Source organism: Pseudidiomarina salilacus, from assembly GCF_047323925.1.
Lineage (GTDB): Bacteria > Pseudomonadota > Gammaproteobacteria > Enterobacterales > Alteromonadaceae > Pseudidiomarina > Pseudidiomarina salilacus.
The window spans coordinates 1,937,728-1,963,723 of sequence record NZ_CP178751.1; the positions used below are offsets into that span (position 1 = coordinate 1,937,728).

Below are 25,996 nucleotides of genomic sequence, written 5' to 3' on the forward strand. Positions count from 1 at the left end.
ATAATTTGATTCCATTGATTGTACTGAAGTAATACCGAATAGGCTAGCCTCGGGGGCAAATTATGCGACCAATTGCGGAAAAGTTATCCACAATAAAAATGATTCGCTTTTGCTAATTGTGGATACCTTTTCACGTTGACTTTGATCCTTTTAATAGGTAGAATTCGCGCTCTAAATTTTTAGGTAACTCGATTACGGAAGTAACGTCATGAAAAGAACATTTCAACCAAGCGTATTGAAGCGCAAGCGCACTCACGGTTTCCGTGCTCGTATGGCAACAAAAAACGGTCGTCAAGTTTTGGCGCGTCGTCGTGCCAAGGGCCGTAAAGTCCTGTCTGCGTAATTGAAGCAGTTTTCATATGGTCGGGAGTTACGCCTGTTAACTCCCGCTCAATTTCAGCAAGTCTTCAATCATCCCCCGGTGAAAGCTGTCACAGCTGAACTCACCATGCTCGCAGTACCCAATCAGTTAGACCATCCTCGCATCGGTGTCACGATTTCCAAGAAGCGTGCCAAACGAGCTGTTGATCGAAATCGCATAAAACGCAAGATTCGCGAGAATTTTCGCCTAAAACAGCATAAAATACCGCCATTCGATATCATCGTTATCGCGAAAACCGGTATCGTCGATCTCGAAAGTGATGTTCTACAACAACGGCTCGATTACTTATGGCGAACATTAACAAAGCGTTGCGTGCAATTCCTATCGGCTGCATCCGACTCTACCAGTGGTTCATAAGCCCACTATTAGGACCGCGCTGTAGGTTTCACCCTACCTGTTCGCAATACGCCATCGAGGCGATACAAAAGCATGGTATGATGCGGGGCTTCTGGCTTGCCAGTAAACGCATTAGTAAATGTCATCCCGGGCACCCGGGCGGCTACGACCCGGTGCCAAACAATAATGCATCGGAATCAACGAACGAAAGTAAAACAGAGACGAAGGACTTATGAATTCGCCACGTTCTATATTGTTTATCGCCTTTTTGGTGGTCAGCTTTTTCCTCTTCCAAACGTGGGTGGCAGACACCCCGCCAGCTGGAACTCAAAAAGCCACACAACAAGCGAGCCAACCGACTCCGGGAGGTCAAGCCGAAAGTGCAGTGCCAAACAGCAACAGCGAACTACGCGCCGATGAAAGCATTCCATCAGCGACACCTGGCGCAACACCAACGGCTGAAGCTCCACAAAGTGCTCGAGTCAATGTTAAAACTGACGTTCTTGAGGTATCTATCGCGCTTCGCGGTGGTGATATCGTCAACGCGCAACTGCTTGAATTCGCGCGAACTCAAGACTCAGAAGAGCGTTTCGAACTCCTCCACGATGACCCAGCGCGCCTGTACATTGCACAATCAGGCCTAGTCGGACGCGATGGCACAGACTCTGCCGCTGGTCGTCCGTTGTTCTACGTGGAACGTGACAGCTACGAGATGTCGGGTGATAGCCTTCGTGTGCCAATGACCTACACTTTAGAAGATGGTTCGAAAATCACTAAAACCTTCGTTTTCAACAAAGGCTCTTACGCAATTGACGTCATTTACACCGTACAAAACGCCGGCGCTCAACACAAAGAAGTACAGTTCTACGCACAATTGAAGCAAGTCATGATCCAAGGCGGCGGCAACATGATGATGCCAACCTATTTAGGTGGCGCATACTCATGGGACGAAGATCGCTATGACAAATATGCCTTCGATGACATGAAAGATTCGCCATTGAACCGTGCCACCGAAACCGGCTGGGTAGCGATGCTGGAACACTACTTTGTCAGCGCTTGGATTCCTCGTGTAGAAGGCACTAAACAACTTTCTTCAAGTATTCTGTCAAACAATCAGGCGCTAATGCGTGTCATGTATCCAACCGCGACCGTTGCGCCAAACAGCAGCGCTGACATTCGCGCCACCTTGTTTGTTGGACCCAAAGACCAAGACGCAATGGCCAATGTTGCCGAGAACCTCGATTTAACCGTCGATTATGGTTTCTTGTGGTGGTTGGCCCAGCCGATCTTTAAATTACTGCAGATTCTGCAGAGCTTCCTGATCAACTGGGGTCTGTCAATTATCGCAGTCACCGTGATCATCAAAGCCGTACTCTACCCGCTGACCAAAGCACAATATGTCTCTATGGCAAAAATGCGCATGGTGCAGCCGAAAATGCAGGCTTTGAAAGAGCGCTATGGCGACGACCGTCAGAAAATGTCGCAAGCGATGATGAAGCTCTACAAAGAAGAAAAAGTAAACCCGCTCGGCGGCTGTTTGCCGATGTTGCTGCAATTACCAATTTTCTTGGCCTTGTACTGGGTCTTATTGGAAAGTGTCGAACTACGTCACGCGCCACTGTTCCTGTGGATTGAAGATTTATCGGCGAAAGACCCGTACTACATCTTGCCATTGCTGATGGGTGTGTCGATGTGGTTCATGCAAAAACTACAGCCGACGCCAGCTACCGATCCGATGCAACAGAAGATCATGCAATATATGCCGGTTATCTTTACGGTGTTCTTCCTGTGGTTCCCATCAGGTCTGGTACTGTACTGGTTAAGCAACAACTTGATCACTATTGGCCAGATGCAATGGATCTACCGTGGCCTTGAGAAAAAAGGCATTATGGAGCGCCGTAAGAAGAAATGAGTCTAGAGCTCTCGAACGATACCATTGTTGCGCAAGCCACGCCTCCTGGGCGTGGCGGCGTCGGTATCGTTCGCGTCAGTGGCCCAGCAGCGCGGCGCGTCGCCGAGACACTGCTAGGCCATTGCCCTACCCCGCGTAAAGCCGAATACACGCCATTTCGTGATAGCCAAGGTCAATTACTGGACGAGGGTATCGCGCTGTTTTTTGCCGGACCGAATTCCTTTACCGGTGAAGACGTGCTCGAACTGCAAGGGCACGGTGGCCCTGTACTTATTGATATGATCATCAAAGCGATCCTCGACTTACCCGATGTGCGCCCTGCGCGCCCAGGTGAGTTTAGCGAACGCGCCTTTTTGAACGATAAGCTTGATTTAACCCAAGCTGAAGCCATTGCTGATCTTATCGACACTACCTCGGAACAAGCTGCCAAAGCTGCTCTTCAGAGTCTACAAGGCGGTTTCTCACATGAGATCGACCAGTTGGTCGATGCGGTGATTGCGCTGCGCATGTTCGTTGAAGCAGCCATCGACTTTCCCGACGAAGAAATCGACTTTCTTAGTGACGGCAAAGTCGCTGCAGACTTGGAAGCCATTCTCGACAATATGCACAGCGTCATGGTGCAAGCCAAGCAAGGCTCGTTGCTGCGAGAAGGCATGAAGGTGGTCATTGCAGGACGCCCCAATGCTGGCAAATCCAGCTTATTGAATGCCCTCGCCGGGCGTGAATCGGCAATCGTGACCGCTATTGCCGGTACCACGCGTGATGTCTTACGCGAGCATATTCAAATTGACGGTATGCCACTGCATATCATTGATACGGCCGGCTTGCGTGAAAGCCCTGATGAAGTCGAACGCATTGGCATTCAACGCGCGTGGGACGAGATCCGCGGCGCTGACCGCGTACTCTTTATGGTTGACGCCACCGAAACTGACGCCGTCCATCCAGCCGATATTTGGCCTGAGTTTTTTGAGCAGTTGCCGGCCGAATTGCCCTATACAGTGATCCGCAACAAAGTCGATTTAAATGCCGAGCCAGTGCAAATTGAAACTATTGCTGGCATCCCAGTGCTGCATTTATCAGCTAAAACCGGCCACGGTATCGAACTACTGCGCGAGCACTTAAAGCAATGCGTTGGCTACCAAGCCACTAGCGAAGGCAGCTTCATGGCGCGCCGTCGGCATCTGACCGCGCTAGAAAAAGCACGTGAGCACTTACTTACTGGACAAGAAGCATTAGAACAGCATGTTGCTGGTGAAATCTTGGCTGAAGAGCTACGCTTAGCGCAGCAACATTTGAATGAAATCACCGGTGAGTTTACTTCCGACGACTTACTCGGCAAGATTTTTAGTTCGTTCTGCATCGGTAAATAAACTTCCTACCCCCCAACTAACGAGAGCAACACTATGGGACTCATTCTTAAACTCGTACTCGGTATCGTGTTAGGAACCTTGATCGGTTTGTACATGCCAGAGTGGTTTACCCAGCTTCTGCTGACTTTTAAGGCCCTATTCGGCGAATTGCTATTTTTCACCATTCCACTATTAATTCTGTTCTTTATCACTAGTGGTATTGCTGGGCTGCCGCAGAATTCCGGCAAGTTGTTGGTGCGAACGCTCGTAATCGCTTATCTCTCGACCATTGTGGCGGGCATCGCAGCTTATTTCATCGCGAGTTTGGTGGTCCCCATGCTAACGGCCGCTGGCACCGATGCCAGTACCGCTACGCAAGTGCTTGAACCCTTCATCACCATGGATATTCCACCAGTGTTCGGCATCATGACGGCACTGGTCTTGGCCTTTATTTTTGGTTTGGGTATTGCAGCAACTCAGGCGGCCGCGCTCAAACAACTGTCTGACCAAGGGCGCGACATCATCGAGCGCTTACTGGCGAGCGTAATTATCCCACTACTGCCCTTCTACATTGCCGGTGTCTTTGCCGGTATGGCGCACGCCGGAACTGTGTTCCAAACCCTACAAACCTTCGGCGTGGTGCTGCTGATGGCAGTCGCATTACACTGGGTGTATCTCAGCGCTATGTACGTGTTAGCAGGCTTACGCCAAGGTCGTAGCCCGCTGATGCTGCTCAAGAACATGTTACCGGCCTACTTCACCGCCTTAGGTACCATGTCGAGCGCTGCCACCATTCCGGTGACATTGCGCTGTGCGCGTGAGAATAAGGTGAACGACGACGTCGCTGATTTTGTGATTCCGCTTTGTGCAACCACGCACTTAGCTGGCTCAACCATTACCATTGTCAGTTGCGCGCTGGCAGTGATGTTCCTCCATGATTCGCTAGCGATTCCCTCGTTTTTCACCATTTTGCCGTTTATCATGATGTTAGGTGTGGTAATGCTGGCAGCGCCGGGCGTTCCTGGTGGTGCCGTGATGTCAGCAGTCGGCCTGCTAGGTTCTATGCTAGGCTTTGGTGAAACCGCTGTCGCGCTGATGATCGCCTTGTACATGGCGCAAGATAGCTTTGGTACCGCATGTAACGTCACAGGAGACGGCGCAATCGCGTTATTAGTGGATGACCGCAACAACAACTAAGTTCGCGCAATTTGGTTTTGACTACACCCGTTTCCGGTTCGGTATTCGAACCGGGAGCGCTGCTTGTCTGGCGCTGTTCTTGGCTTGGGCACTTGGCTTAGAACATCCACAATGGGCTGCGATGACCGTTTGGTCGGTATCACAGCCTACCCGCGGCTTGTTGCTCGAAAAAGCCGGCTATCGAGCGCTAGGTACCATTATTGGCACCACCGTTGGCATCCTCATCGTTACGCTTACGCTTGATGCGACCTTTTACGCGGGATTATTACTCACGCTCTGGGTAGTGGGTTGCGTCTACACCTCGACCTTGCTGCATGGTTTGATTTCCTATGGTGCCGTGCTGGCTGGCTACTCAGCTTCCATGGTGGTACTGCTAACGCGCACCACCGATGCGTTACTCCCGCTCGGCATCGACCGCATGATCACCGTGATGCTGGGTATCTTTACTGCCCTTATCATCGGCTATTTGTTCACTTATAAACGGGCCGAGCAAACCCTGGTCAACCGTGTGCGTCGACACACTGCTGCGAACTTGCAACTACTTGCTAAAGCCTTTGCCCAAGGCAGTATTGATAAGCTACCGATCCACGAGCAGATCACCCAACTGGCGCACTTAGAAACCCAGCTTGCCGAGCACGGCACAGGTTCGCCTTCGGCGCATTTATCGGCGCGTTTGTTTCGACGCTTGCTGAACGCGCAATTAGGAATCTTTGCACAACTGGAGACGCGCTATTTTAGCAACGAAGGTCTATCGGCTTCAGAGCCCCTGAGTGAAGCTCTGAATACCTGCGCGCAAGCCATTATTGATAATGACATCAACGCCATGCGCACGAGTATCGCAGCATTACAGCCTTTGGTTGCCGAAACACCGCTGGCCGCAGCTTTCGTCGAGTTTGAGCAAGCGGCAACGGAACGTCTAGCCTTCCGTGAGAGCGGCGCCACCGCGCAATCAGTACGTGCACCTTCAGTGCTGTTGCATCGTGACTGGCGTGGCGCCAAAGAGACTGCGTTACGCACTTTCGCGGTGATGGCACTTATCAGCATGTTTTGGGCGGTCACCGGCTGGCCACAAATCGGCTTTTTGCTACTCGGCGCATCCGTGATGCTGACCCTATTTTCGACCGCCGAAAATCCGGCGAAAACCATGTATTACGTGTTCCTGGGACAAACTGCCGGCGCCAGCTTGGCATTGTTGATTCAAGCTTTCTTATGGCCGCATACCGACAGCATTTTCACCATGCTACTGTGTTTATTACCGGTAGTGCTGTTAGCGGGAATCCCCATGGCGCACAACCGCACGGCGCCGGGTTCGATGGACGCTATCTTAGTATTTCTTCTGTTAATGCAGCCCAATTTGCATTATGAATTTGACGCTTTTCAATCGGTCAGTATTGCGCTTGCAGTTATCGCGGCACCGCTGTTAGCCATGGCCAGTTATCGGTTGGTATTTCCGACCAATTTGCGCCGTCGCCAGCGACACATATTACAAGCGTTGGAGCGGGAATTGCACGAACTCAACGAGCGGAAACTCTCTGAGCAACAATTGTTGCGTTACCGCGCACGCTTTTATCATCGCTTGTTTAAGCTCTATCAAATCGCCGATAAACTCGATTTCAATGCCAAACTCACGGCCGCACGTTGGCTTATTCGGGTACAACAGGCGCTAGATAAGCAGACATAAAAAAGCGCACCATAAAGTGCGCTTTCACTCTTTAAAGAGATCTTATTCCACGGTATTTGGCACTATCCGCAGTTCAACCCGACGGTTCAATTGGCGCCCAGTTTCGGTTTCGTTGGTAGCAACCGGTTGCGTCTCACCAAATCCCATAGTGGTCACACGACGCGAATCTACCGCACTGCCAACCAAGTGATTACGGACTGCATTGGCACGATTCAGCGATAACTGTTGGTTATATTCCGCTGAGCCGGTGCTATCGGTATGGCCTTCAACAATCATGGTGGTCTTTTCATACTGGTTCAAAACCCGCGCTACGTCGTTCAACACCGGATTAAAGTTAGACGCAATCACGGCACTGTCGGTGGCAAAGGTAATGTTGCTCGGTAATTGCAAACGAATGGTATCGCCATCACGAATAACCTGCACGCCGCTACCCGATAGCTCTTCACGAAATTCCTCTTCTTGGCGATCCATATAAGAGCCAATCGCACTTCCGGCCAACGCGCCTACCGCAGCACCCCAGACATAGCGACTCTTATCGTGGTCACCCGTACCTTTACCAAGCAATGCACCCGCTACAGCGCCAATGGCAGCGCCTTTTTGGGTATTGGTCATTGGTGTTTGACAGCCAGCTACAAAAACAGCTGTTGCGGCAATTACTGGGATCCATTTGTTCATGACACAACCTCTTATCAACTAAAAATAGTGTCTTTACAAAGTAGCATATGTGTAAGAATTACGAATGCCCTTTACCAAAAATTAAGGCTCCAGACGAATCAGCTGGCCATTTTCGCTGTCCGTTAACACGTATACATCGCCTGCGGCGCTCACTGTCACAGCACGCAAGCGACTGCCGCCCGCGACTTCAATTTCATCAGCTAAGCGCCAGCCTTCAGCTGTTGGCGCAAACACCTGGAGGCGTTTGCCAGCCAATTGCGTAACGAACAAATGTCCTTGCCATTGCTCTAGCGCTGCATGTTGATAAAGCGCCATATCTGACGGTGCTAACGATGGCGTCCATTGATACACAGGATCGACCACACCAGGCAGTTGCTGATAAGGCGTCACCATGGCTCCAGTGTAATCAATGCCGTAACTGACGATTGGCCAGCCGTAATTTTTGCCCGCCTGCAGTCGGTTAATTTCATCGCCACCTTTAGGACCATGTTCATGCTGCCAAATCGTATCCGTTTGTGCGTCGTAAACGATGCCCTGACTGTTACGATGCCCATAACTAAAAATATAACCACCCGCTTTGTCTGGGAACGGGTTATCAGCAGCTACGCTACCATCGGCGTTCATCCGCACCGTCTTGCCGAAGTGGTTACTGAGCACCTGTGCCTGTTCACGCCAGTCGAAGCCATCACCGAGCGTCAATACCAAGGTATTATCGGCAAGCCAAGCCATGCGTCCACCATAGTGCGCTGCACCTTCACGCTGCGCATCTGCGACGAAAATTTGCTCCAGCTCCGTCACTTGTAAGGGACGCGTTCCAGATAACTCACCACGCGCCACACAGGTGGTATTGGCTTTCACAGTGTCGCAGGAATAACTGAAGTAAATCGCGCGACTTTCGGCAAAGTCGGGTGCCAAGCTTACCGCAAACAAACCGCTTTGCCCCGACACGAACAGGTCGGGAAGTGCTAAAGGTATTTCATCGACAAAGCCAAGCTCAGAAATATGTTTAAAGCCGCCGGTGCGCTCGGTCACTAAGAAACTGCCAGGTTGTTCTGGCAGCTCGGTCAGATCCCACGGATAATTCAAGTCGTTCGCCAACACTACTTCGTTCAGGGCTAGGCCTAGCAATAGCAGCATACTCATACCATAGGCTCCTCTAATTCACGGGGCGTTGGTCGCCACAGCCGATCAAACAACCAGCCGGCCAGTGCACCCGTTGCGGCCATCGCTAATAATCCCGTCCACTCACGAGTCGCCGCGATCAAAGTTGGCATTGGAGCCACACTATTCACCAGGATAAAAGCCACCAACAAGCCGACAAATCCTGCTACCACGAACCACCAGCGTTCCGCAGCGCGGCGCCAGCGCGCAAGTGCAGCAGCAATGGGTAAAGCCACTATGAGTACCGCAGCAACAATTGCAGCGAATATCGGCGAAAAATGAATAATATCGTGAATTATCGTCGAAATTCTGACATCAAACGGGATAGGAACAGACAACTCAACGAGCGCTGCCAAATTGAATTGGGTTTGAATCACACTGCCGACAATGGCGGCAGCAACTACGGCTATCACAAAGGCTATGAGAGTACGTAGCATGCCACCTCCGGCTGAAAAAAATTAAAAAGAAACGCTTAGCCAATCGTCTTTCGCGTTGAACTGCAGGCTTTGCACGCGATCATCACGCTCAATATTGACCAAATTCTGTTGATCCGTCCACAATTCTTGCAACGCTTTTTGTTTAACTCGCAAACCCGTTAGCTCAGTTGGCATGGCAACTTCTTGATAAACCCAAAAATCGCGTCCTTCGACCTGATAGCCTACACTTTCCAGTGCTAAGGATTGCCTATCTGCTGTTTGCAAAGCAAAAGCTTCTAACACATACGCAGCAAACAGTGCGCGGGTTTCTTCATCGGTGTGAATATCCGCCTGTTTTTTATTAAACAGCTCGCCAACAGCGTGTTCAGCGTCATGCAACACAAAGCGATGCATGATCTCAATATTGCCTGTGCGCTCGTTAAATAAAATCGTAGTAACACCAGATTTTAGTTGGTGGGCAGCTAAGCTACCCACCCAACACAAGGCGACTACCAGCAAAAAGAACTTAGTTCTCATCGCTCTCCTCGTCATCGTCTGATTCTGACTTCAACTTGGTTTTGGCTTCTTGCATCAAGTCACGACTGATGTGGTCGGTCCCACGGGTTGCTTTGAAAGCTTCAATCCGTGATTCGATAAACTGGCGCGGATAGTAGTTGTTCGAAATATCCACGTCCGCCGTTTCCCAATTCGGGTCAACCGCGAAGCTCACAACTTCTTTGTCAGTGACAATCAACTTACTCACCTGCTTGGCATTGCGACGCCAGATCTCAGCTGGAATGTGGTAGCTGTCAGTACTACCATCGGCATAAGTCATCTCCAACAAAATCGGCATCACCAAACCACCGACGTTCGAGAAGTCGAGCACATAGTAGTTCTTGTCTTCAGCCACTGCACGATCAAACACGCGACGCTCCCAAGGCTCAAGCTTTTCAAGGAACGACTGATAAGCGTTGCGTTGCTTGTTGGTCACCGTGAAACGATCGTTTTCGTCGTGAAAATCGCGTATTTCTGGATTCATTTCGACCCAAGTTTTACGACCTTCGGCTTCATTGCGCTGGACGAAATAAGACGTAGGTTTCTCTGCTTCTGCCTCACGATGGCGCTGCCAATCGATGTCTGGATCACGCGTATCCATGCGCAGTTTGTAGACCCGATCCAGACTCAAGTCGACATGATCAGTGGTGTAGAACCAACCGCGCCAGAACCAGTCAAGATCCACCCCTGAAGCTTCTTCCATAGTGCGGAAAAAATCAGCTGGCGTTGGACGCTTGAACATCCAACGCTGGGCAAATTCACGGAAAGCAAAGTCAAACAACTCACGACCCATTACCACTTCGCGTAAAATATTCAATGCCGCAGCAGGCTTGGTGTATGCATTTGGACCTAAGCGCAACACACTGTCCGACTGCGTCATAATCGGTACTTGTACCGATGACTTCATATAATCAATGATGCCGCGAGGCTCAACACCCCATGGAATCTGAGGATCCCATTCTCGCCCTGCTACACCGTCGAGGAAACTATTAAGACCTTCGTCCATCCAGGTCCATTGGCGCTCGTCAGAGTTCACAATCATCGGGAAGTAAATGTGGCCAATCTCGTGAATCACCACACCGATCAAAAAGCGCTTCTCGGCCAGTGAATAGGTGCGAGAACCATCGTCTTGCAGCTCAGTACGCGGGCCATTGAAGGTGATCATCGGGTATTCCATACCACCAACCGGACCGTTGACCGATTGCGCAGTTGGATACGGATAGTCAAACGAGAAACGACTATAAACTTCCATGGTGTGGATCACAGATGCGGTCGAATACTTCTTCCACAGGTCGCCACCCTCTTTCGGATAAAATGACATCGCCATCACTTCTGGCTGTACGTCACCACCTTGCTGATAGCCTTGCGCATCCCACATAAACTTTCGCGACGAAGCCCAAGCGAAATCACGCACGTTATCGGCTTTGAAACGCCATACTTTACGCTCGTCGGTACCAGCTTTCTCGTTCTCGAGTGCTTCCTCTTCGGTAACAACAAAGACTGGCTCATCAGCCGTACGGGCTTGCTCTAAACGCTCACGTTGCGTAGCTGTGAGCACTTGGCGAGGGTTCTGCAGGACTCCACTAGCAGACACAATATGGTCTGCGGGCACATCAATGCTCACTTCGAAATCACCAAACTCCATAGTGAATTCGCCACTACCTAGGAATTCTTTGTTGGTCCAAGCTTCGTAATCAGTAAATGCCGTCACGCGCGGATACCACTGCGCAATCAAGAACAGATCATTGCCGCCTTCACGGGCATCGTCAGGGAAGTGCTCGTAACCAGAACGCGCACCTACGGCATCTTCTTCGACAATGTTGTAGCCAAAATCAATGGCGATTTCAGTGGTCTCACCTGGCGCCAGTGGTTCTGGTAAATCGACACGCATATTGGTGCCAACAATGGTAAAACTCAGCGCATCACCGCTGTCTGCGGCAACTTTCTTGATTTCAAAACCAAGCTCGTTGTCAGTCATAAACTGTTGTCGGCGCAACTGGCCCAGCGATAACCGTGCAGGCTTATCAATACCGTTTAAATCAACGTCAGGGCGACTGCCAAAAGTTGCCGTTCGCTCGGCGATAGAATCATTGCGAAAGATGTTTTGATCTAAATGAAACCAAATATATTTCAGTGTATACGGAGAATTATTGTGATAAGTGATGGTTTCAGAGGCATCAAGACGACGCTTTTCTTCATCTAAGCGAACATTGATTTCATAATCAGCGCGCTGTTGCCAATAGTTTTCACCTGGTTCACCGGCCGCACTGCGATACACGTTGGGGGTTGGAAGCACTTCATCAAGTTGACGAAACTTGTCTTCGTAGTCGCCTTTGGTCTGTTTGATCGCTGAAGCATATACATCACCCATACCAAAACTGACTACGGCAACAGCTGCTACCGAAAGCCAAATACTCGAACGCTGCATAGTAATTCTCTTTTTGCTGAAATAATGAATGAAAAGTATCAAACTTCACGCATCATCACCATCGCATTGGTCGTAAAAAGTTTCCTTTTGTCGCTTCTTGTGCTTTACATTAAAGCTACACGGAAAAATAAGAACGACAGTGGATTCCTAAGTTGCACACGAAACCCCTACATTTATTTGCCAGTAGCTCGTTTCGCTATTTTGCCTTGATATGCCTGTGGCTACTGGTTTGGTGGGCCGCTCGATTACTCGAATACCAACCTTATATTAGCCTTTGGTATCCACCTGCTGGTTTGTCACTCGCTACTTTTATACTCATTGGTCGCCGCGGTTTTCTACCGATACTTGCCGCAACCTTGTGCGCCGGCATGTGGATGTATTTAGACCAATCACAGCCGCCGCCCCTGGTGACGCAACTCACAAATAGCTTAATCTTGGGTTCTGCACATACCTTTGCTTACGCCATAGGTGGTTTCTATTTTCGCGCTGCGATTGGCAAATGGGAGCTTCACCAAGCACCCCAACGGGTATTGTCTTTTCTCTCAATCATCATTCTGACAACCTTGCTCGGCACCTGGTCTGGGCTCACTGGTTTCTATTTAATCGGCGGCATGAGCCTCGACAATATTGCCAGCAGCTGGCTCCTTTGGTGGATTGGCGACTTAGCAGGCGCGCTTGTGTTAACACCTTTTTTCATCCTAGTGTTATCAAGGATCTGGGATTACGACTCAAGTTGGTTGCGGCCACTGACCGTCAAACGCAGCTATACGCCTTTGTGGCAGCATCTATGGCACCGTAAGTTATTTATCATGGTTGCGATTGTCGGCCTCGTGATTACTTCTGATTACTACTACAACCATCCGGCCGTGGCCTACTTCATCTTCTTTGTCAGCTTACCGCAAATGTGGATTGTTTTTACCGAGTCACTCGAACGGACCCTCGTTAGTCTCGCGGTCATCAGCCTCGTTATTGCCCTTTGGTTCGGCTTTTATGGCGTTGACGAACATGCTTTAACCTACCAATTTGCCCTGTGCGTGATTGCTGCAAATGCCTATTTTGGGCTATCTGTTCCATCATTGTTGCAGCAGAATCGCGATCTTGAACAACAAACTAGAATCGACAACCTCACCCAAGTGGCGAGCCGTGGGCACTTTTTCAAACTCGCTGAACGCCAATTGCAAGGCCGACGCGAGTCTGATTTTCCACTCGCTTTGGTGGTATTCGATCTCGATGCCTTTAAAGCGATCAACGATCACTATGGCCACTTAGTCGGCGATCAAGCGCTGGTATTAGCAGCACAAACCATCCGCGCTTTGATTCGCCAAGGCGATTTACTCGGCCGCTTTGGTGGCGATGAGTTTCTCATTTTGCTGCACGATCAAGACCTTAAACAAGCACATGATACGGTTGAACGTTTACGCCAAAGCCTACCCGCGGTAGCAACTCCGAAAGGCTCAGTTCAGCTTTACGCCAGCTTCGGTATCGTGCAAATCAACCATAATGAAACGCTGCAAGAAGCGCTGCAGCGCGCTGATGCCGCATTATTAGAAGCCAAACGCAAAGGCCGTAATCAAGTGGTATCATAAGCATCATTTGCGTCTTTAAACATCGACAGAGTAAGTCTTATGCCAACCATCGATATCCTTGTTGCAACCACTTCTGGCAACACCGAATACTTAGCTGATCAACTCAGCGAACAACTGCAAAATGCAGGTATCCAAACCCGCATGCATTACGAACCTGATTACAGTGAATTAATCGGCGCACTCGACGCTGAGAGTATCTGGTTAAGCTGTATTGCTAGCCACGGGGCCGGTGAGTACGCCGATAGCATGCTAGATTTCGCTGCTGATCTACACCGCAAACTGCCTTCACTGGTTGATCTGCGCTATGCCGTCATCGCTGTGGGTGATAGTTGCTACGATACCTACTGTGCCGCAGGCCGTGATTTTGATCAATTACTCGAAAAATGTGGTGCCAAACGGCTGATTCCAACGCTTGAAATTGATATGTCACAAGACGATCCGGAGAAAAAAGCATCAACATGGTTAGGATCTATACTGACGCATCTGTGAGTAAAGCCTGTATAAGATCGTCTGAGATCTGTAGATACTCACTGTACAACTATGTGTATAACTCGACCTGTGGATAAACACCTAAGTTATCCACCGTTTGATCAGAACAAGGATCAGGTATTGATCACAGTTTAGTAGATCATTTTGATCCTTGATCCAATTGACCTGCGGTCGGTTATCCACAGAAATCTCAATGCTAGTAGTAATAGCAATAAAAGATCTAAACAAAAGATCCTTTTCTTTTTTTAATGATCTTTAAAGTCTTTAGGCTAAATTCAAATTGACGCACTGAACGAAATTTAACCGTTTCGATCTAAGCCATTTAGCGTTAAACTATACGGCTACATTTTTTCACTTAGGTTATCTGGAAAGCTTTATGTCAAACCACGCTTCTTGCCATCAGCATTACGACGTTATTGTCGTTGGTGGAGGACATGCCGGTACCGAAGCAGCGCTTGCTGCAGCTCGCATGGGCTGTCAAACGTTGTTGCTGACGCACAATATCGAGACACTGGGACAAATGTCATGTAACCCAGCCATCGGTGGTATTGGTAAAGGCCATTTGGTAAAAGAAATTGATGCCTTAGGCGGTGCCATGGCAATGGCTGCTGATCGTGCAGGGATTCAATTTCGCACGCTAAATTCATCGAAAGGCCCAGCCGTTCGAGCAACCCGCGCACAAGCCGATCGTGTGTTGTACAAAGCTGCTATTCGAAGTCTGCTCGAAAACCAAGAAAATCTAAGCTTGTTCCAACAAGCCTGCGATGACTTGATCGTTGAAAATGATCGTGTCGTTGGTGTTGTTACCCAAATGGGCTTGAAATTCAGTGCGAAAACCGTTGTTTTGACCGTAGGAACGTTTTTAGGCGGACAAATTCATATTGGTTTGAATAATTACCAGGGCGGACGTGCAGGTGATCCTCCAGCCAATGCTTTGGCAAAACGCTTACGTGAGTTACCACTGCGAGTCGACCGCTTAAAAACCGGGACACCCCCTCGCATTGATGCCAAGTCAATTGACTTTTCAGTGATGCAAGAACAACCTGGCGATACACCCACGCCGTTATTCTCGTTTATGGGTAAACCTGAGGATCATCCTCAGCAAATAAGTTGCTACATCACGCACACTAACGATCAAACCCATGAAGTTATCCGTGGTGGTTTAGATCGTTCACCGATGTATTCGGGCGTTATCGAAGGCGTCGGTCCACGTTATTGTCCGTCCATCGAAGACAAAGTCATGCGCTTTGCTGACAAAAATTCTCACCAGATTTTCGTCGAGCCGGAAGGTTTGAACACTCATGAAGTCTATCCAAATGGCATCTCAACCAGTTTGCCATTTGATGTTCAAGTTGAACTAGTACGTTCGATTAAAGGCTTTGAAAATGCGCACATTACGCGCCCTGGCTACGCGATCGAATATGATTACTTTGATCCGCGTGATCTGCAACAGACGCTAGAGACCAAATATATTCACGGGTTGTTTTTTGCTGGGCAAATTAACGGTACCACGGGCTATGAAGAAGCCGGTGCACAAGGTCTGGTGGCCGGTTTAAATGCCGCGTTACAAGCGCAAGATAAAGAGTCATGGGCACCACGTCGCGATAATTCCTACATGGGCGTATTGATCGACGATCTCTCGACCCTTGGCACCAAAGAACCTTATCGCATGTTTACTTCGCGTGCTGAATATCGCTTGCTACTGCGTGAAGATAACGCGGATATGCGTCTAACCGAACAAGGCCGTGAACTCGGCTTAGTTGACGATGCACGCTGGGCACGATTCAACGAAAAAATGGAAGCCATAGCACAAGAGCAACAACGTTTGCGTAGCACTTGGATCCACAAAGATCATCCAGCTGTAACCGCAGTTAACGAGTTGGTAAAAACGCCGATCACCAAAGAAGTAAACGGTGAAGATTTACTCCGTCGTCCGGAAATTACTTATGCAGCGATGATGCAAATTAGCGATTTAGGTCCAGGTTTAAGCGATCAAGAAGCCGCTGAACAGGTTGAAATTCAAACTAAATATGCTGGTTATATCGCGCGTCAACAAGACGAAATTGCCAAGCAGTTGCGCCACGAAAATACCAAATTACCATTGAATTTCGATTACGCCAGCATCAAGGGCTTGTCGAACGAAGTTATCGCCAAATTGAACGCGCATCAGCCCGAGACCGTGGGCAAAGCGGCACGTATTTCGGGTATCACACCCGCGGCGATTTCGATGCTGTTGGTGCATTTGAAAAAACAAGGGTTGCTACGGAAAAGCGCATAAGCATGCAAGCAAAATTAGCTCAACTTATTGATGCTGCCGGTCTTGATATCCCGGCAGCGCAGCAACAGCAGTTGTTGCAATTGGTCGCCTTGCTCGATAAATGGAATAAGGCTTACAATTTAACTTCGGTGCGCGATCCGCAGCAAATGCTCAGTCGCCATATTGTCGATAGTTTGGTAGTGTTACCGCATCTACAGGGTAAACGCTTTATCGATGTCGGCACCGGGCCCGGCTTACCAGGGTTACCGCTGGCCATCGTCTGCCCTGATCGCGAATTTGTATTGTTAGATAGCTTAGGCAAACGCATTCGGTTTATCCGCCAGGTCTGTCACGAGCTGGGGCTTAAGAATGTTAAAGCGGTGCAAAGTCGAGTGGAAGATTACCAAGACCCGACTAAATTTGATGGTGTGATAAGTAGAGCCTTCGCCTCGCTTAGTGATATGCTCACTTGGTGCGCGCACTTACCTTCTGCTGACGGCGCATTTTATGCCCTGAAAGGCATCTATCCCGAAGCAGAAATAGCGGCTTTACCAGCCAACTTTACTGTGACCGACGTCATTCCACTTAAAGTGCCTGACGTCGCTGCCGAGCGTCATTTACTTATTATAAAAACAAGAGGTTAGCGTCACGTGGGTAGAATCATTGCAATCGCAAATCAAAAAGGCGGCGTCGGTAAGACGACCACTGCAGTGAATTTGGCTGCCTCGATGGCGGCAACCCGACGCAGAGTACTGCTGATTGACTTAGATCCTCAAGGTAACGCCACTATGGGAAGTGGTGTCGATAAGTATGAAGTCGAAAATACGGCTTACGAACTGTTAGTCGATCAGAAGCCAGCAAGTGAAGTTATCGTTACCGAAACCAACGGGAAGTATGACCTAGTTGCAGCAAATGGTGATGTAACAGCAGCTGACGTGAAGCTCATGGAAGCCTTTGCGCGTGAGCAACGCTTAGCCAATGCGCTAAAACCGGTGCAAGATAACTACGATTTTATTTTCATCGATTGCCCGCCTTCACTGAGTATGTTGACCGTCAATGCGATGGCGGCTGCCGATTCAGTATTGGTGCCAATGCAATGTGAATATTACGCACTTGAAGGTCTTACAGCGCTCATGGATACCATTGAACGCCTTGCTGAAGCGGTGAATCCAAGATTACAAATCGAAGGCATTTTGCGTACCATGTATGATCCGCGTAACCGTCTGGCCAATGACGTTTCCGAGCAGTTGAAGGCGCACTTTGGTGCGAAAGTCTATCGTACCGTGATTCCACGCAATGTGCGCTTAGCTGAAGCACCAAGCTTCGGCGCACCTGCCATGTACTATGACAAATCGTCGACGGGTGCCAAAGCCTATCTTTCGCTAGCTGGTGAACTCATTCGCCGCGCAGAACAACTAAAAAAAGCCGAATCAGCGGCTGAAGCCTGAGGGAAGCAAGCACTATGTCTGCCAAAAAACGAGGACTTGGACGCGGATTAGATGCGTTACTGACCACTAGCAAGCATGCACGTGATCAAGAACAAAGCAGTGATGACGCAGTCAAGGATGTTGACCTGACCAAAGGTGAACTGCAGAAACTGCCCATCGAATTTTTGCAGCCAGGTAAATACCAACCGCGTAAAGATATGTCGCCTGAAGCACTTGAAGATCTGGCCGCGTCGGTAAAAGCGCAAGGCATCATTCAGCCCATCGTCGTGCGCGAGTTAGAAACTGACAAATATGAAATTATCGCCGGTGAACGCCGTTGGCGAGCAGCGCAAATGGCGCGTCTCAGCGAAGTTCCTTGCTTAGTCAAAAGCGTACCTGATGAAGCTGCAGTGGCGATTGCGTTGATTGAAAACATTCAGCGCGAAGACTTAAATGCAATGGAAGAAGCCACGGCGTTACAGCGTTTGCTCGATGAATTCCAACTTACCCATCAAGAAGTAGCGGATGCAGTTGGTAAATCGCGTGCGACTGTCACCAATCTATTGCGTTTAAATAACTTAGAACAAGAAACGAAAACCCTCCTTGAACGTGGCGATATCGAACATGGCCACGCCAAACTCCTGCTTGCCCTACAAGGCGAACAGCAAAGCGAAATCGCTCGTACCATCGCTGCTAAAGCGATGACTGTGCGCGAAGCTGAAAAGCTAGTGCGGTTAACGCTAGAACCGAAAAAACCTGCCGCTCCAAAGCAGCCAGACGCAGATATTCAGCGCCTTGAGCAGCGCTTAAGTGAACGTTTAGGTGCAGCTGTTGCGATTAACCACGGCCGTAAAGGTAAAGGTAAAGTGGTGATTAATTACAGTAGCTTAGATGAACTCGACGGAATCCTTACGCACTTTCAATTAAGCGAAGACGCCTAAAGCAGTTTGCATTTTGTTGCAATTAGAGCGCAAATCTTTATACTATCGCGGGCTTTTACCTTGAGGTTCTTAGCCCGTGAATGTGACGTTAAATAGCGCCGGAAAACAACTAGCGATAAAGCTATTGCGAGCCCAAGCAGGAACAATTTTTCTGCTGGCCTGTTTCTTTTCCATGGCGACCTCATACGAATATTTTTGGGGTGTTGTTGGCGGCGGCATGGCCGTGATGATTCCAACCGCACTCTTTGCATGGCGCGCTTTTGCTGCAGGCGGCGCGCGGGCGGCAACGCAAGTCGTCAGCAATTTTTTTGCCGGTGAAGCATTAAAAATAATCTTTACCGTAGTGTTGCTCGTAGCACTGTTGGTGTTAACAACGCTCCCGCTAGTAGCGGTTTGTAGCGGCTACATCGCAGTTCTGGTCGTGCAATGGCTAGCACCGATTTTGTTTTTAAAATCAACTTAAAATTGTGGGAATTAAGATGGCTGCAGAAGAGTTAACGCTCCAAAGCCACATTCAGCACCACTTGACGAACGCTAAAATGTGCATGACCGATGACGGTTTTGCCTTTAATAAAGCGTGTAGTGAAGCCGGGTTCTGGACGTGGCATATTGACACACTCGCTTGGTCTATCGGACTGGGCATTCTGTTCTTGATGATATTCCGTAGCGCGGCGAAAAAAGCGAACACCGGTGTACCTGGCAAGCTCCAGTGTTTCATCGAAATGATCGTTGAATTCGTATCTGACAACGTGCGCGATACCTTCCACGGCAAGAGTAAATTGATCGCGCCATTGGCGTTGACCATCTTCGTCTGGGTCTTCCTGATGAACCTGATGGACTTGATTCCAGTTGACTTCTTACCTGCGTTTGCCGGTTGGACCGGAGAAACCTTCTTCGGCGTCGACTCTCACGACGTGTACATGAAGATCGTACCTACTACCGATATCAACATGACAGCGGCATTGGCGCTGGGCGTATTCTTGTTGATGATTGGCTACGGTATCCGCATGAAGGGTGTTGGTGGGTTCATCAAAGAGCTTACTTTGCATCCGTTCAACTCTAGCAACACCTTTGTACAAATCTTATTGATTCCGTTCAACTTGTTGCTAGAGACCATCGCGTTAGTAGCGAAGCCTTTCTCGCTCGCGCTGCGTCTGTTCGGTAACTTGTATGCGGGTGAATTGATCTTCATCTTGATTGGTGCCATTGGCTTATTGCAGTTGCCACTGCACTTCGTTTGGGCGGTATTCCATATTCTGGTAATCGTGCTGCAAGCGTTCGTTTTTATGATGCTGACCATCGTTTACTTAAGTATGGCTAGCTCAGAAAGTCACTAGTTTTGGTATTAACTTTTATTTTTAACTTCAACCTTTGAAATATCGGAGAAAACAATGGAACTAATGTTAGGTCTTAAATATATCGCTGTAGCACTTTTGATCGGTTTCGGTGCAATCGGTACTGCAGTTGGTTTCGGTAACATGGGTGGTAAATTCTTGGAAGCGTGTGCACGTCAGCCAGAATTAGCGCCTTCTCTGCAAGTTAAAATGTTCATCTTGGCGGGTCTGATCGATGCGGTAGCAATGATCGGTGTTGGTATCGCCATGGTTCTGTTGTTCGTTCTGTAAGGCTCGTTACATCATTTCGAACAACTGAACGAATAGGAGGGTGGGTCTATGAGTTTAAATATGACCCTGATCGGTGAATTAATCGCGTTTATCGTCTTCGTGCTGTTCTGCATGAAGTTTGTTTGGCCACCGCTGAACAATGCGATTGAAGCTCGTCAGAAAAAAATTGCCGACGGCCTTGCTGCTGGTGAAAAAGCTGAGAAGCGTCTTGAAGAAGCGCAGGCTAAAGTAGCTGACGAACTTAAAGACGCGAAAGCGCAAGCTGCTGAAATCATTGCCCAAGCGAAAAAACGCGCGGACGAAACGATTGAAGAAGGCAAAAAGCGTGGTGAGCAAGAGCGCGAGAAAATCGTTGCCGCTGGTCACGCCGAAGTCGACGCAGAGCGTAACCGTTTACGTGAAGAATTGCGCAAGCAAGTGGCGGTACTTGCCGTTGCTGGTGCAAGCAAAATCATCGAGCGTGAAATTGATAAAGACGCTCACAGTGACATCGTTGAAAAACTGGTCGCTGAACTCTAACCAAAGGGGTTTGTGCAAATGTCAGAATTGACTACGGTTGCTCGCCCCTATGCAAAAGCAGCTTTTGATTTTGCATTAGAGAAAGGCGCTATCGAAAAATGGCATGAGATGATCGCTTTTGCTGCTGCGGTAGCAGAAGACGACGTTATGTCAGCCTTTTTGAGTAGCGCCGAAACGCTAGAGAAAAAAGTCGACGTTTTCATTAATGTCTGTGGTGAACAACTGGACCAACATGGCCAGAACTTTGTCCGCTTGATGGCAGAAAACGAACGCTTAAAAGCATTACCAGCTGTTGTGCAGCATTACGCTGACCTTCGCGCCGATTACGAAAAAGAAGTAACGGTAGAAGTGACTGCTGCGACTGAATTGACGCAGCAACAGCAGGACAATCTAGCGCAGACGTTGGAAAAACGTTTTTCACGCAAAGTTAAGCTGAATTGCAGTGTCGATGCAGCGATTGTCAGTGGCTTATACATTAAAGCTGGTGACACCGTTATTGACGGTACGGTGCGCGGTAAGCTCGAACGGCTTGCCCATGCACTGCAATCCTAATTGGGGACTTGAGCATGCAACTGAATTCAAATGAAATCGCAGAGCTGATCAAAAAACGAATTGAACAGTTCGAAGTGGTCAGTGAAGCTCGTAACGAAGGTACTATCGTTTCTGTAACCGACGGTATCATCCGCATTCATGGCCTTGCTGATTGTATGCAAGGTGAAATGATTGAGCTTCCTGGCAATCGTTACGCTATCGCGTTGAACTTAGAACGTGATTCTGTAGGCGCCGTTGTCATGGGTCCGTACGCGGATCTGCAAGAAGGCGTAAAAGTAAAATCAACTGGCCGTATCTTGGAAGTACCAGTAGGTCGCGCTCTGTTAGGTCGTGTCGTCAACACCCTAGGTGAGCCAATCGACGGTAAAGGTCCAATCGACGCGGACGGTTTTGAGCCTGTTGAAAAAATCGCACCTGGCGTTATCGAACGTCAATCGGTTGATCAGCCAGTACAAACTGGTTACAAATCAATCGATGCGATGATTCCAATCGGTCGTGGCCAGCGTGAGTTGGTGATCGGTGACCGCCAAACCGGTAAAACCGCGTTGGCAGTGGACGCCATCATTAATCAGAAGAACACTGGCATCAAGTGTGTGTACGTTGCTATCGGTCAGAAAGCATCGACTATCGCATCAGTTGTGCGCAAACTTGAAGAGCACGGCGCTTTGGACAACACCATTGTCGTTGCAGCATCTGCTTCTGAATCAGCAGCGTTGCAATACTTGGCAGCCTACTCTGGTTGTACCATGGGTGAATACTTCCGTGACCGCGGTGAAGACGCGTTGATCGTATACGATGATTTGTCGAAGCAAGCTGTTGCTTACCGTCAAATTTCATTGTTGCTACGTCGTCCGCCAGGTCGTGAAGCTTACCCTGGTGACGTATTCTACCTCCACTCACGCCTACTAGAGCGTGCAGCCCGAGTGAATGCTGACTACGTTGAAAAATATACTAACGGCGAAGTGAAAGGCCAAACCGGTTCATTGACCGCGTTGCCAATCATCGAAACCCAAGCAGGTGACGTATCGGCGTTCGTACCGACCAACGTTATCTCTATCACCGACGGTCAGATCTTCCTAGAAACTGACTTGTTCAACGCCGGTATCCGCCCTGCTGTTAACGCAGGTATCTCGGTATCACGTGTTGGTGGTGCTGCACAGACCAAGATCATTAAGAAGCTTGGTGGTGGTATTCGTTTGGCATTGGCCCAGTATCGTGAACTTGCGGCGTTCGCCCAGTTTGCTTCTGACCTTGATGAAGCAACACGCGCACAGCTAGAACACGGTCAGCGCGTCACTGAGCTGATGAAACAGAACCAATATGAGCCAATGAGCGTTGCGGACATGGCTGTGTCTATCTTCTCGGCTGAAAAAGGCTATTTGAAAGATGTGGCACAAGACAAGATCCTCGACTTCGAACGTGCATTAATCGGCTACATGCGTAGCGAGCACGCCGATCTGATGGCTGATATTGATAAAACTGGCAACTATAACGACGACATCGAAGCCAAGTTGCATGAAGGCTTAAAAACCTTCAAACAAACGCAAACTTGGTAAACCGAAGTGGCCACATCGAAAGAGTGGCCACACGTCGTTGAGTTAACAGGAGATTATCATGGCCGGCGGTAAAGAGATAAAAACCAAGATCGGGAGTATTAACAATACTCAGAAGATCACCAGTGCAATGGAGATGGTTGCTGCGTCAAAAATGAAAAAGGCGCAGGAACGGATGGCTTCTAGCCGCCCGTATGCCGACAGCATTCGCAAGGTGATCGGCCATGTTGCCCACGCTAACTTGGAATACAAGCATCCGTTCTTAGAAGAACGTGAAGTGAAACGAGTTGGCTACATTGTGATTTCAACTGACCGCGGTTTGTGTGGCGGCTTGAACACCAACGAATTTAAAGCGGTGGTGAAGCATGCTAAAGCACAACAAGATAACGGCGTCGAAGTCGATTTTGCAGCCATCGGCAGCAAGGCAACGGGTTTCTTTAAACGCTTTGGAGGCCGTTTACTCGCACAAACGTCTGGGCTTGGTGACAAGCCAAGCGTAAATGATGTGCTCGGTACGGTACAAGTCATGCTAGATGCGTTCGACAAGGGCAGCATCGACCGTCTTTACGTGGTGTACAACAAGTTTGTTAACACCATGAAGCAAGAGCCAACGATAGCGCAAATGCTACCGTTGCCAAAAGCTGACGGTGAAGAGCGTGAACGCGTACAGTCAGGTAGCTGGGACTACTTGTACGAGCCAGATCCACAGTCAATCCTTGATACTTTGATTCGTCGTTTCGTTGAATCAACGGTGTACCAAGGTGTGGTGGACAACATTGCGAGTGAGCAGGCAGCGCGGATGGTGGCAATGAAAGCCGCTACCGACAACGCCGAAGACCTCATCGATCAGTTGCAATTGGTGTACAACAAAGCACGCCAGGCAGCGATTACGCAGGAAATTTCGGAAATTGTATCGGGCGCCGAAGCGGTTTAAGGCGAAGCTTGCAAGAATTTTAGAGTTAGAGGAAATGTCATGAGTCAAGGTAAGGTCGTGCAAATAATTGGCGCCGTTGTGGATATCGAATTTCCACAATCGTCAGTGCCAAAGGTCTACGACGCGCTGAAGGTGACCGACGGTGACCTCAAGGGTCTGACCCTGGAAGTACAGCAGCAGTTAGGCGGCGGTATCGTGCGCGCAATCGCACTTGGTACTACCGACGGATTGCGTCGTAGCACTAGCGTTGAAAATACCGGTGAACCTATCATGGTACCTGTGGGTAAACAGACCCTCGGTCGTATCATGAACGTATTAGGTGACCCGATTGATGAAGCGGGTGACATCGGCGAAGAAGAGCGCATGTCAATTCACCGCGCTGCACCTTCGTATGAAGAACAGTCAAATGCGACTGAACTTTTGGAAACAGGTATCAAAGTTATCGACTTGATTTGCCCGTTCGCCAAAGGTGGTAAGGTCGGTCTGTTCGGTGGTGCCGGTGTAGGTAAAACCGTAAACATGATGGAGTTGATCCGGAACATCGCAATCGAGCACAGCGGTTACTCAGTATTCGCAGGTGTTGGTGAGCGTACCCGTGAAGGTAACGACTTCTATCACGAGATGAAAGATTCAAACGTACTCGACAAAGTAGCATTGGTCTACGGTCAGATGAACGAGCCTCCGGGTAACCGTTTGCGCGTTGCGTTGACCGGTTTGACCATGGCAGAGAAGTTCCGTGACGAAGGTCGTGACGTATTGTTCTTCGTCGATAACATCTATCGTTACACCCTAGCCGGTACCGAAGTATCAGCATTGTTGGGTCGTATGCCATCAGCAGTAGGTTATCAGCCTACACTTGCTGAAGAGATGGGTGTATTGCAAGAACGTATTACTTCAACCAAGACCGGTTCAATCACGTCAATCCAAGCGGTATACGTACCTGCGGATGACTTGACTGACCCATCACCAGCAACCACCTTCGCGCACTTGGATGCGACGGTTGTATTGTCACGTGATATCGCGTCTTTGGGTATCTACCCAGCGGTTGACCCACTCGATTCAACTTCACGTCAGCTGGACCCGTTAGTGATCGGTAAAGAACACTACGAGACAGCTCGTGGCGTACAGTCGGTGTTGCAGCGTTACAAAGAACTGAAAGATATCATCGCCATTTTGGGTATGGACGAATTGTCAGAAGAAGACAAGATGACCGTATCACGTGCGCGTAAGATTCAACGTTTCTTGTCGCAGCCGTTCTTCGTTGCCGAAGTATTCACCGGTTCACCTGGTAAATACGTTGCATTGAAAGACACCATTGCTGGCTTTAAAGGCATCTTAAACGGTGATTACGACGACCTTCCAGAACAAGCGTTCTACATGGTTGGCAGCATCGAAGAAGCGGTCGAAAAAGCCAAGAAAATGTAAGAACCGGGAGGTTTAAATGGCAGCAAAAACTGTACACCTTGACGTGGTCAGCGCTGAAGACAGTTTGTTTACTGGCGCCGTTGAGACCGTGCAAGTGACCGGTAGCGAAGGTGAGTTGGGTATCTACCCTGGTCACGCGCCGTTAATCACGAAAATCAAACCAGGTATGGTGCGGGTCGTGAAACAAGGCGGTGATGAAGAAATCATCTACGTTGCAGGTGGTGTGCTGGAAGTGCAGCCGCACAACGTCACGGTTCTGGCTGATACAGCGGTTCGCGGTGAAGAGCTTGATGAACAACAAGCACTTGAAGCGAAAAAACGCGCTGAAGCAGCAATCGCCGATTCAAGTTCGGATCTCAGCTATGCAGAAGCGGCTGCCGAACTTGCGCGGGCGTTGGCACAATTGCAGATTATTCGCAAAATCCGCAAATAATTTGCTCCAGCCGAGTACATGATAAAGCCCAGCCTAGTGCTGGGCTTTTTGTTTGTGCAAATATTCTGCAAAGTCGCTAAGCTTAGGCGCTACAACGCTATTTTTCGCCTGTTAATTTACTGTAATGGCGTTAAAATAGAGTACTAAATATTAACCACCAACA

The 25,996-nt window shown here is 49.1% G+C and carries 27 protein-coding genes; 22 read left to right on the plus strand and 5 right to left on the minus strand.

The features are described 5' to 3' along the window. Positions 1-208: 208 nt before the first annotated feature. Genes rpmH through ACJ8W9_RS09225 form a run of 7 tightly spaced genes read left to right on the plus strand, consistent with a single transcriptional unit; the run spans position 209 to position 6,857 of the window. Positions 209-343: a 50S ribosomal protein L34 gene (gene rpmH, locus ACJ8W9_RS09195; RefSeq protein ID WP_055439485.1), complete on the plus strand. Its 135-nt coding sequence runs from the start codon at positions 209-211 to the stop codon at positions 341-343. Next, on the plus strand, positions 344-739 hold the full coding sequence (rnpA, locus tag ACJ8W9_RS09200; protein WP_411359717.1) for a ribonuclease P protein component: 396 nt from the start codon (positions 344-346) through the stop codon (positions 737-739). It begins immediately after the preceding gene. Continuing rightward, on the plus strand, positions 670-954 hold the full coding sequence (gene yidD / locus ACJ8W9_RS09205; RefSeq protein ID WP_081909828.1) for a membrane protein insertion efficiency factor YidD: 285 nt from the start codon (positions 670-672) through the stop codon (positions 952-954). The genes rnpA and yidD overlap by 70 nt, the downstream gene beginning before the upstream one ends. After that, complete coding sequence (gene yidC / locus ACJ8W9_RS09210; RefSeq protein WP_411359716.1) at positions 951-2,630, plus strand: membrane protein insertase YidC; 1,680 nt, start codon at positions 951-953, stop codon at positions 2,628-2,630. The genes yidD and yidC overlap by 4 nt, the downstream gene beginning before the upstream one ends. Continuing rightward, positions 2,627-4,000: a tRNA uridine-5-carboxymethylaminomethyl(34) synthesis GTPase MnmE gene (gene mnmE / locus ACJ8W9_RS09215; protein ID WP_411360899.1), complete on the plus strand. Its 1,374-nt coding sequence runs from the start codon at positions 2,627-2,629 to the stop codon at positions 3,998-4,000. The genes yidC and mnmE overlap by 4 nt, the downstream gene beginning before the upstream one ends. Before the next feature lie 33 nt (positions 4,001-4,033). After that, positions 4,034-5,176: a dicarboxylate/amino acid:cation symporter gene (locus ACJ8W9_RS09220; protein WP_411360900.1), complete on the plus strand. Its 1,143-nt coding sequence runs from the start codon at positions 4,034-4,036 to the stop codon at positions 5,174-5,176. Continuing rightward, positions 5,157-6,857: an FUSC family protein gene (locus ACJ8W9_RS09225; protein ID WP_411359713.1), complete on the plus strand. Its 1,701-nt coding sequence runs from the start codon at positions 5,157-5,159 to the stop codon at positions 6,855-6,857. Before ACJ8W9_RS09220 ends, ACJ8W9_RS09225 begins: the two co-directional genes overlap by 20 nt. A gap of 42 nt (positions 6,858-6,899) precedes the next feature. On the opposite strand, the gene ACJ8W9_RS09230 is transcribed toward ACJ8W9_RS09225, so the two are convergent. From ACJ8W9_RS09230 to ACJ8W9_RS09250, 5 genes are all read right to left on the minus strand, one after another. Continuing rightward, the gene (locus ACJ8W9_RS09230) at positions 6,900-7,532 is read right to left on the minus strand and encodes an OmpA family protein (protein WP_411359712.1); all 633 of its coding nucleotides are present in this window, start codon (positions 7,530-7,532) and stop codon (positions 6,900-6,902) included. Positions 7,533-7,613: 81 nt separating this feature from the next. Continuing rightward, positions 7,614-8,675: a PQQ-dependent sugar dehydrogenase gene (locus ACJ8W9_RS09235; protein WP_411360901.1), complete on the minus strand. Its 1,062-nt coding sequence runs from the start codon at positions 8,673-8,675 to the stop codon at positions 7,614-7,616. Beyond that, complete coding sequence (locus ACJ8W9_RS09240; protein WP_411359710.1) at positions 8,672-9,130, minus strand: hypothetical protein; 459 nt, start codon at positions 9,128-9,130, stop codon at positions 8,672-8,674. Before ACJ8W9_RS09240 ends, ACJ8W9_RS09235 begins: the two co-directional genes overlap by 4 nt. 21 nt (positions 9,131-9,151) lie before the next feature. Beyond that, positions 9,152-9,646 carry a DUF6702 family protein gene (locus ACJ8W9_RS09245; protein ID WP_411360902.1) on the minus strand — a complete coding sequence of 165 codons (495 nt, stop codon included), beginning with the start codon at positions 9,644-9,646 and terminating at the stop codon, positions 9,152-9,154. After that, complete coding sequence (locus ACJ8W9_RS09250; protein WP_411360903.1) at positions 9,636-12,092, minus strand: M1 family metallopeptidase; 2,457 nt, start codon at positions 12,090-12,092, stop codon at positions 9,636-9,638. Before ACJ8W9_RS09250 ends, ACJ8W9_RS09245 begins: the two co-directional genes overlap by 11 nt. A 152-nt stretch (positions 12,093-12,244) precedes the next feature. On the opposite strand from ACJ8W9_RS09250, the gene ACJ8W9_RS09255 reads away from it, so the two are divergent. From ACJ8W9_RS09255 to ACJ8W9_RS09325, 15 genes are all read left to right on the plus strand, one after another. Further along, positions 12,245-13,678, plus strand: a complete 1,434-nt coding sequence (locus ACJ8W9_RS09255) for a diguanylate cyclase (protein ID WP_411360904.1) — start codon at positions 12,245-12,247, stop codon at positions 13,676-13,678. A 39-nt stretch (positions 13,679-13,717) separates the two neighbouring features. After that, complete coding sequence (locus ACJ8W9_RS09260; protein WP_411359706.1) at positions 13,718-14,167, plus strand: flavodoxin domain-containing protein; 450 nt, start codon at positions 13,718-13,720, stop codon at positions 14,165-14,167. A 376-nt stretch (positions 14,168-14,543) separates the two neighbouring features. After that, the gene (gene mnmG, locus ACJ8W9_RS09265; protein WP_411359705.1) at positions 14,544-16,445 is read left to right on the plus strand and encodes a tRNA uridine-5-carboxymethylaminomethyl(34) synthesis enzyme MnmG; all 1,902 of its coding nucleotides are present in this window, start codon (positions 14,544-14,546) and stop codon (positions 16,443-16,445) included. Between the two features lie 2 nt (positions 16,446-16,447). Further along, positions 16,448-17,068: a 16S rRNA (guanine(527)-N(7))-methyltransferase RsmG gene (rsmG, locus tag ACJ8W9_RS09270; protein WP_411359704.1), complete on the plus strand. Its 621-nt coding sequence runs from the start codon at positions 16,448-16,450 to the stop codon at positions 17,066-17,068. A gap of 6 nt (positions 17,069-17,074) precedes the next feature. Further along, positions 17,075-17,872 (plus strand): ParA family protein, encoded by a 798-nt coding sequence (locus ACJ8W9_RS09275; protein ID WP_411359703.1) that lies wholly within the window; start codon positions 17,075-17,077, stop codon positions 17,870-17,872. A 14-nt stretch (positions 17,873-17,886) separates the two neighbouring features. After that, positions 17,887-18,792, plus strand: coding sequence for a ParB/RepB/Spo0J family partition protein (locus ACJ8W9_RS09280; RefSeq protein ID WP_411359702.1), 906 nt, complete (start codon positions 17,887-17,889; stop codon positions 18,790-18,792). Between the two features lie 82 nt (positions 18,793-18,874). Then, complete coding sequence (locus ACJ8W9_RS09285; RefSeq protein ID WP_411360950.1) at positions 18,875-19,255, plus strand: ATP synthase subunit I; 381 nt, start codon at positions 18,875-18,877, stop codon at positions 19,253-19,255. Positions 19,256-19,271: 16 nt separating this feature from the next. Further along, positions 19,272-20,129 carry a F0F1 ATP synthase subunit A gene (gene atpB / locus ACJ8W9_RS09290; protein ID WP_411360905.1) on the plus strand — a complete coding sequence of 286 codons (858 nt, stop codon included), beginning with the start codon at positions 19,272-19,274 and terminating at the stop codon, positions 20,127-20,129. 54 nt (positions 20,130-20,183) lie between these two features. Beyond that, on the plus strand, positions 20,184-20,417 hold the full coding sequence (atpE, locus tag ACJ8W9_RS09295; protein WP_034733567.1) for a F0F1 ATP synthase subunit C: 234 nt from the start codon (positions 20,184-20,186) through the stop codon (positions 20,415-20,417). 48 nt (positions 20,418-20,465) lie between these two features. After that, complete coding sequence (gene atpF, locus ACJ8W9_RS09300; protein WP_034733569.1) at positions 20,466-20,936, plus strand: F0F1 ATP synthase subunit B; 471 nt, start codon at positions 20,466-20,468, stop codon at positions 20,934-20,936. An 18-nt stretch (positions 20,937-20,954) separates the two neighbouring features. After that, positions 20,955-21,488, plus strand: a complete 534-nt coding sequence (gene atpH, locus ACJ8W9_RS09305; protein WP_411359699.1) for a F0F1 ATP synthase subunit delta — start codon at positions 20,955-20,957, stop codon at positions 21,486-21,488. A gap of 14 nt (positions 21,489-21,502) precedes the next feature. After that, the gene (atpA, locus tag ACJ8W9_RS09310; RefSeq protein ID WP_411360906.1) at positions 21,503-23,044 is read left to right on the plus strand and encodes a F0F1 ATP synthase subunit alpha; all 1,542 of its coding nucleotides are present in this window, start codon (positions 21,503-21,505) and stop codon (positions 23,042-23,044) included. Between the two features lie 58 nt (positions 23,045-23,102). Continuing rightward, positions 23,103-23,975 (plus strand): F0F1 ATP synthase subunit gamma, encoded by an 873-nt coding sequence (gene atpG, locus ACJ8W9_RS09315; protein WP_034733575.1) that lies wholly within the window; start codon positions 23,103-23,105, stop codon positions 23,973-23,975. Between the two features lie 39 nt (positions 23,976-24,014). Continuing rightward, a complete protein-coding gene (gene atpD, locus ACJ8W9_RS09320; protein ID WP_034733578.1) occupies positions 24,015-25,400 on the plus strand; it encodes a F0F1 ATP synthase subunit beta in 1,386 nt (461 codons plus the stop codon). Between the two features lie 16 nt (positions 25,401-25,416). After that, positions 25,417-25,833: a F0F1 ATP synthase subunit epsilon gene (locus ACJ8W9_RS09325; RefSeq protein WP_034733580.1), complete on the plus strand. Its 417-nt coding sequence runs from the start codon at positions 25,417-25,419 to the stop codon at positions 25,831-25,833. Positions 25,834-25,996 lie beyond the last annotated feature (163 nt).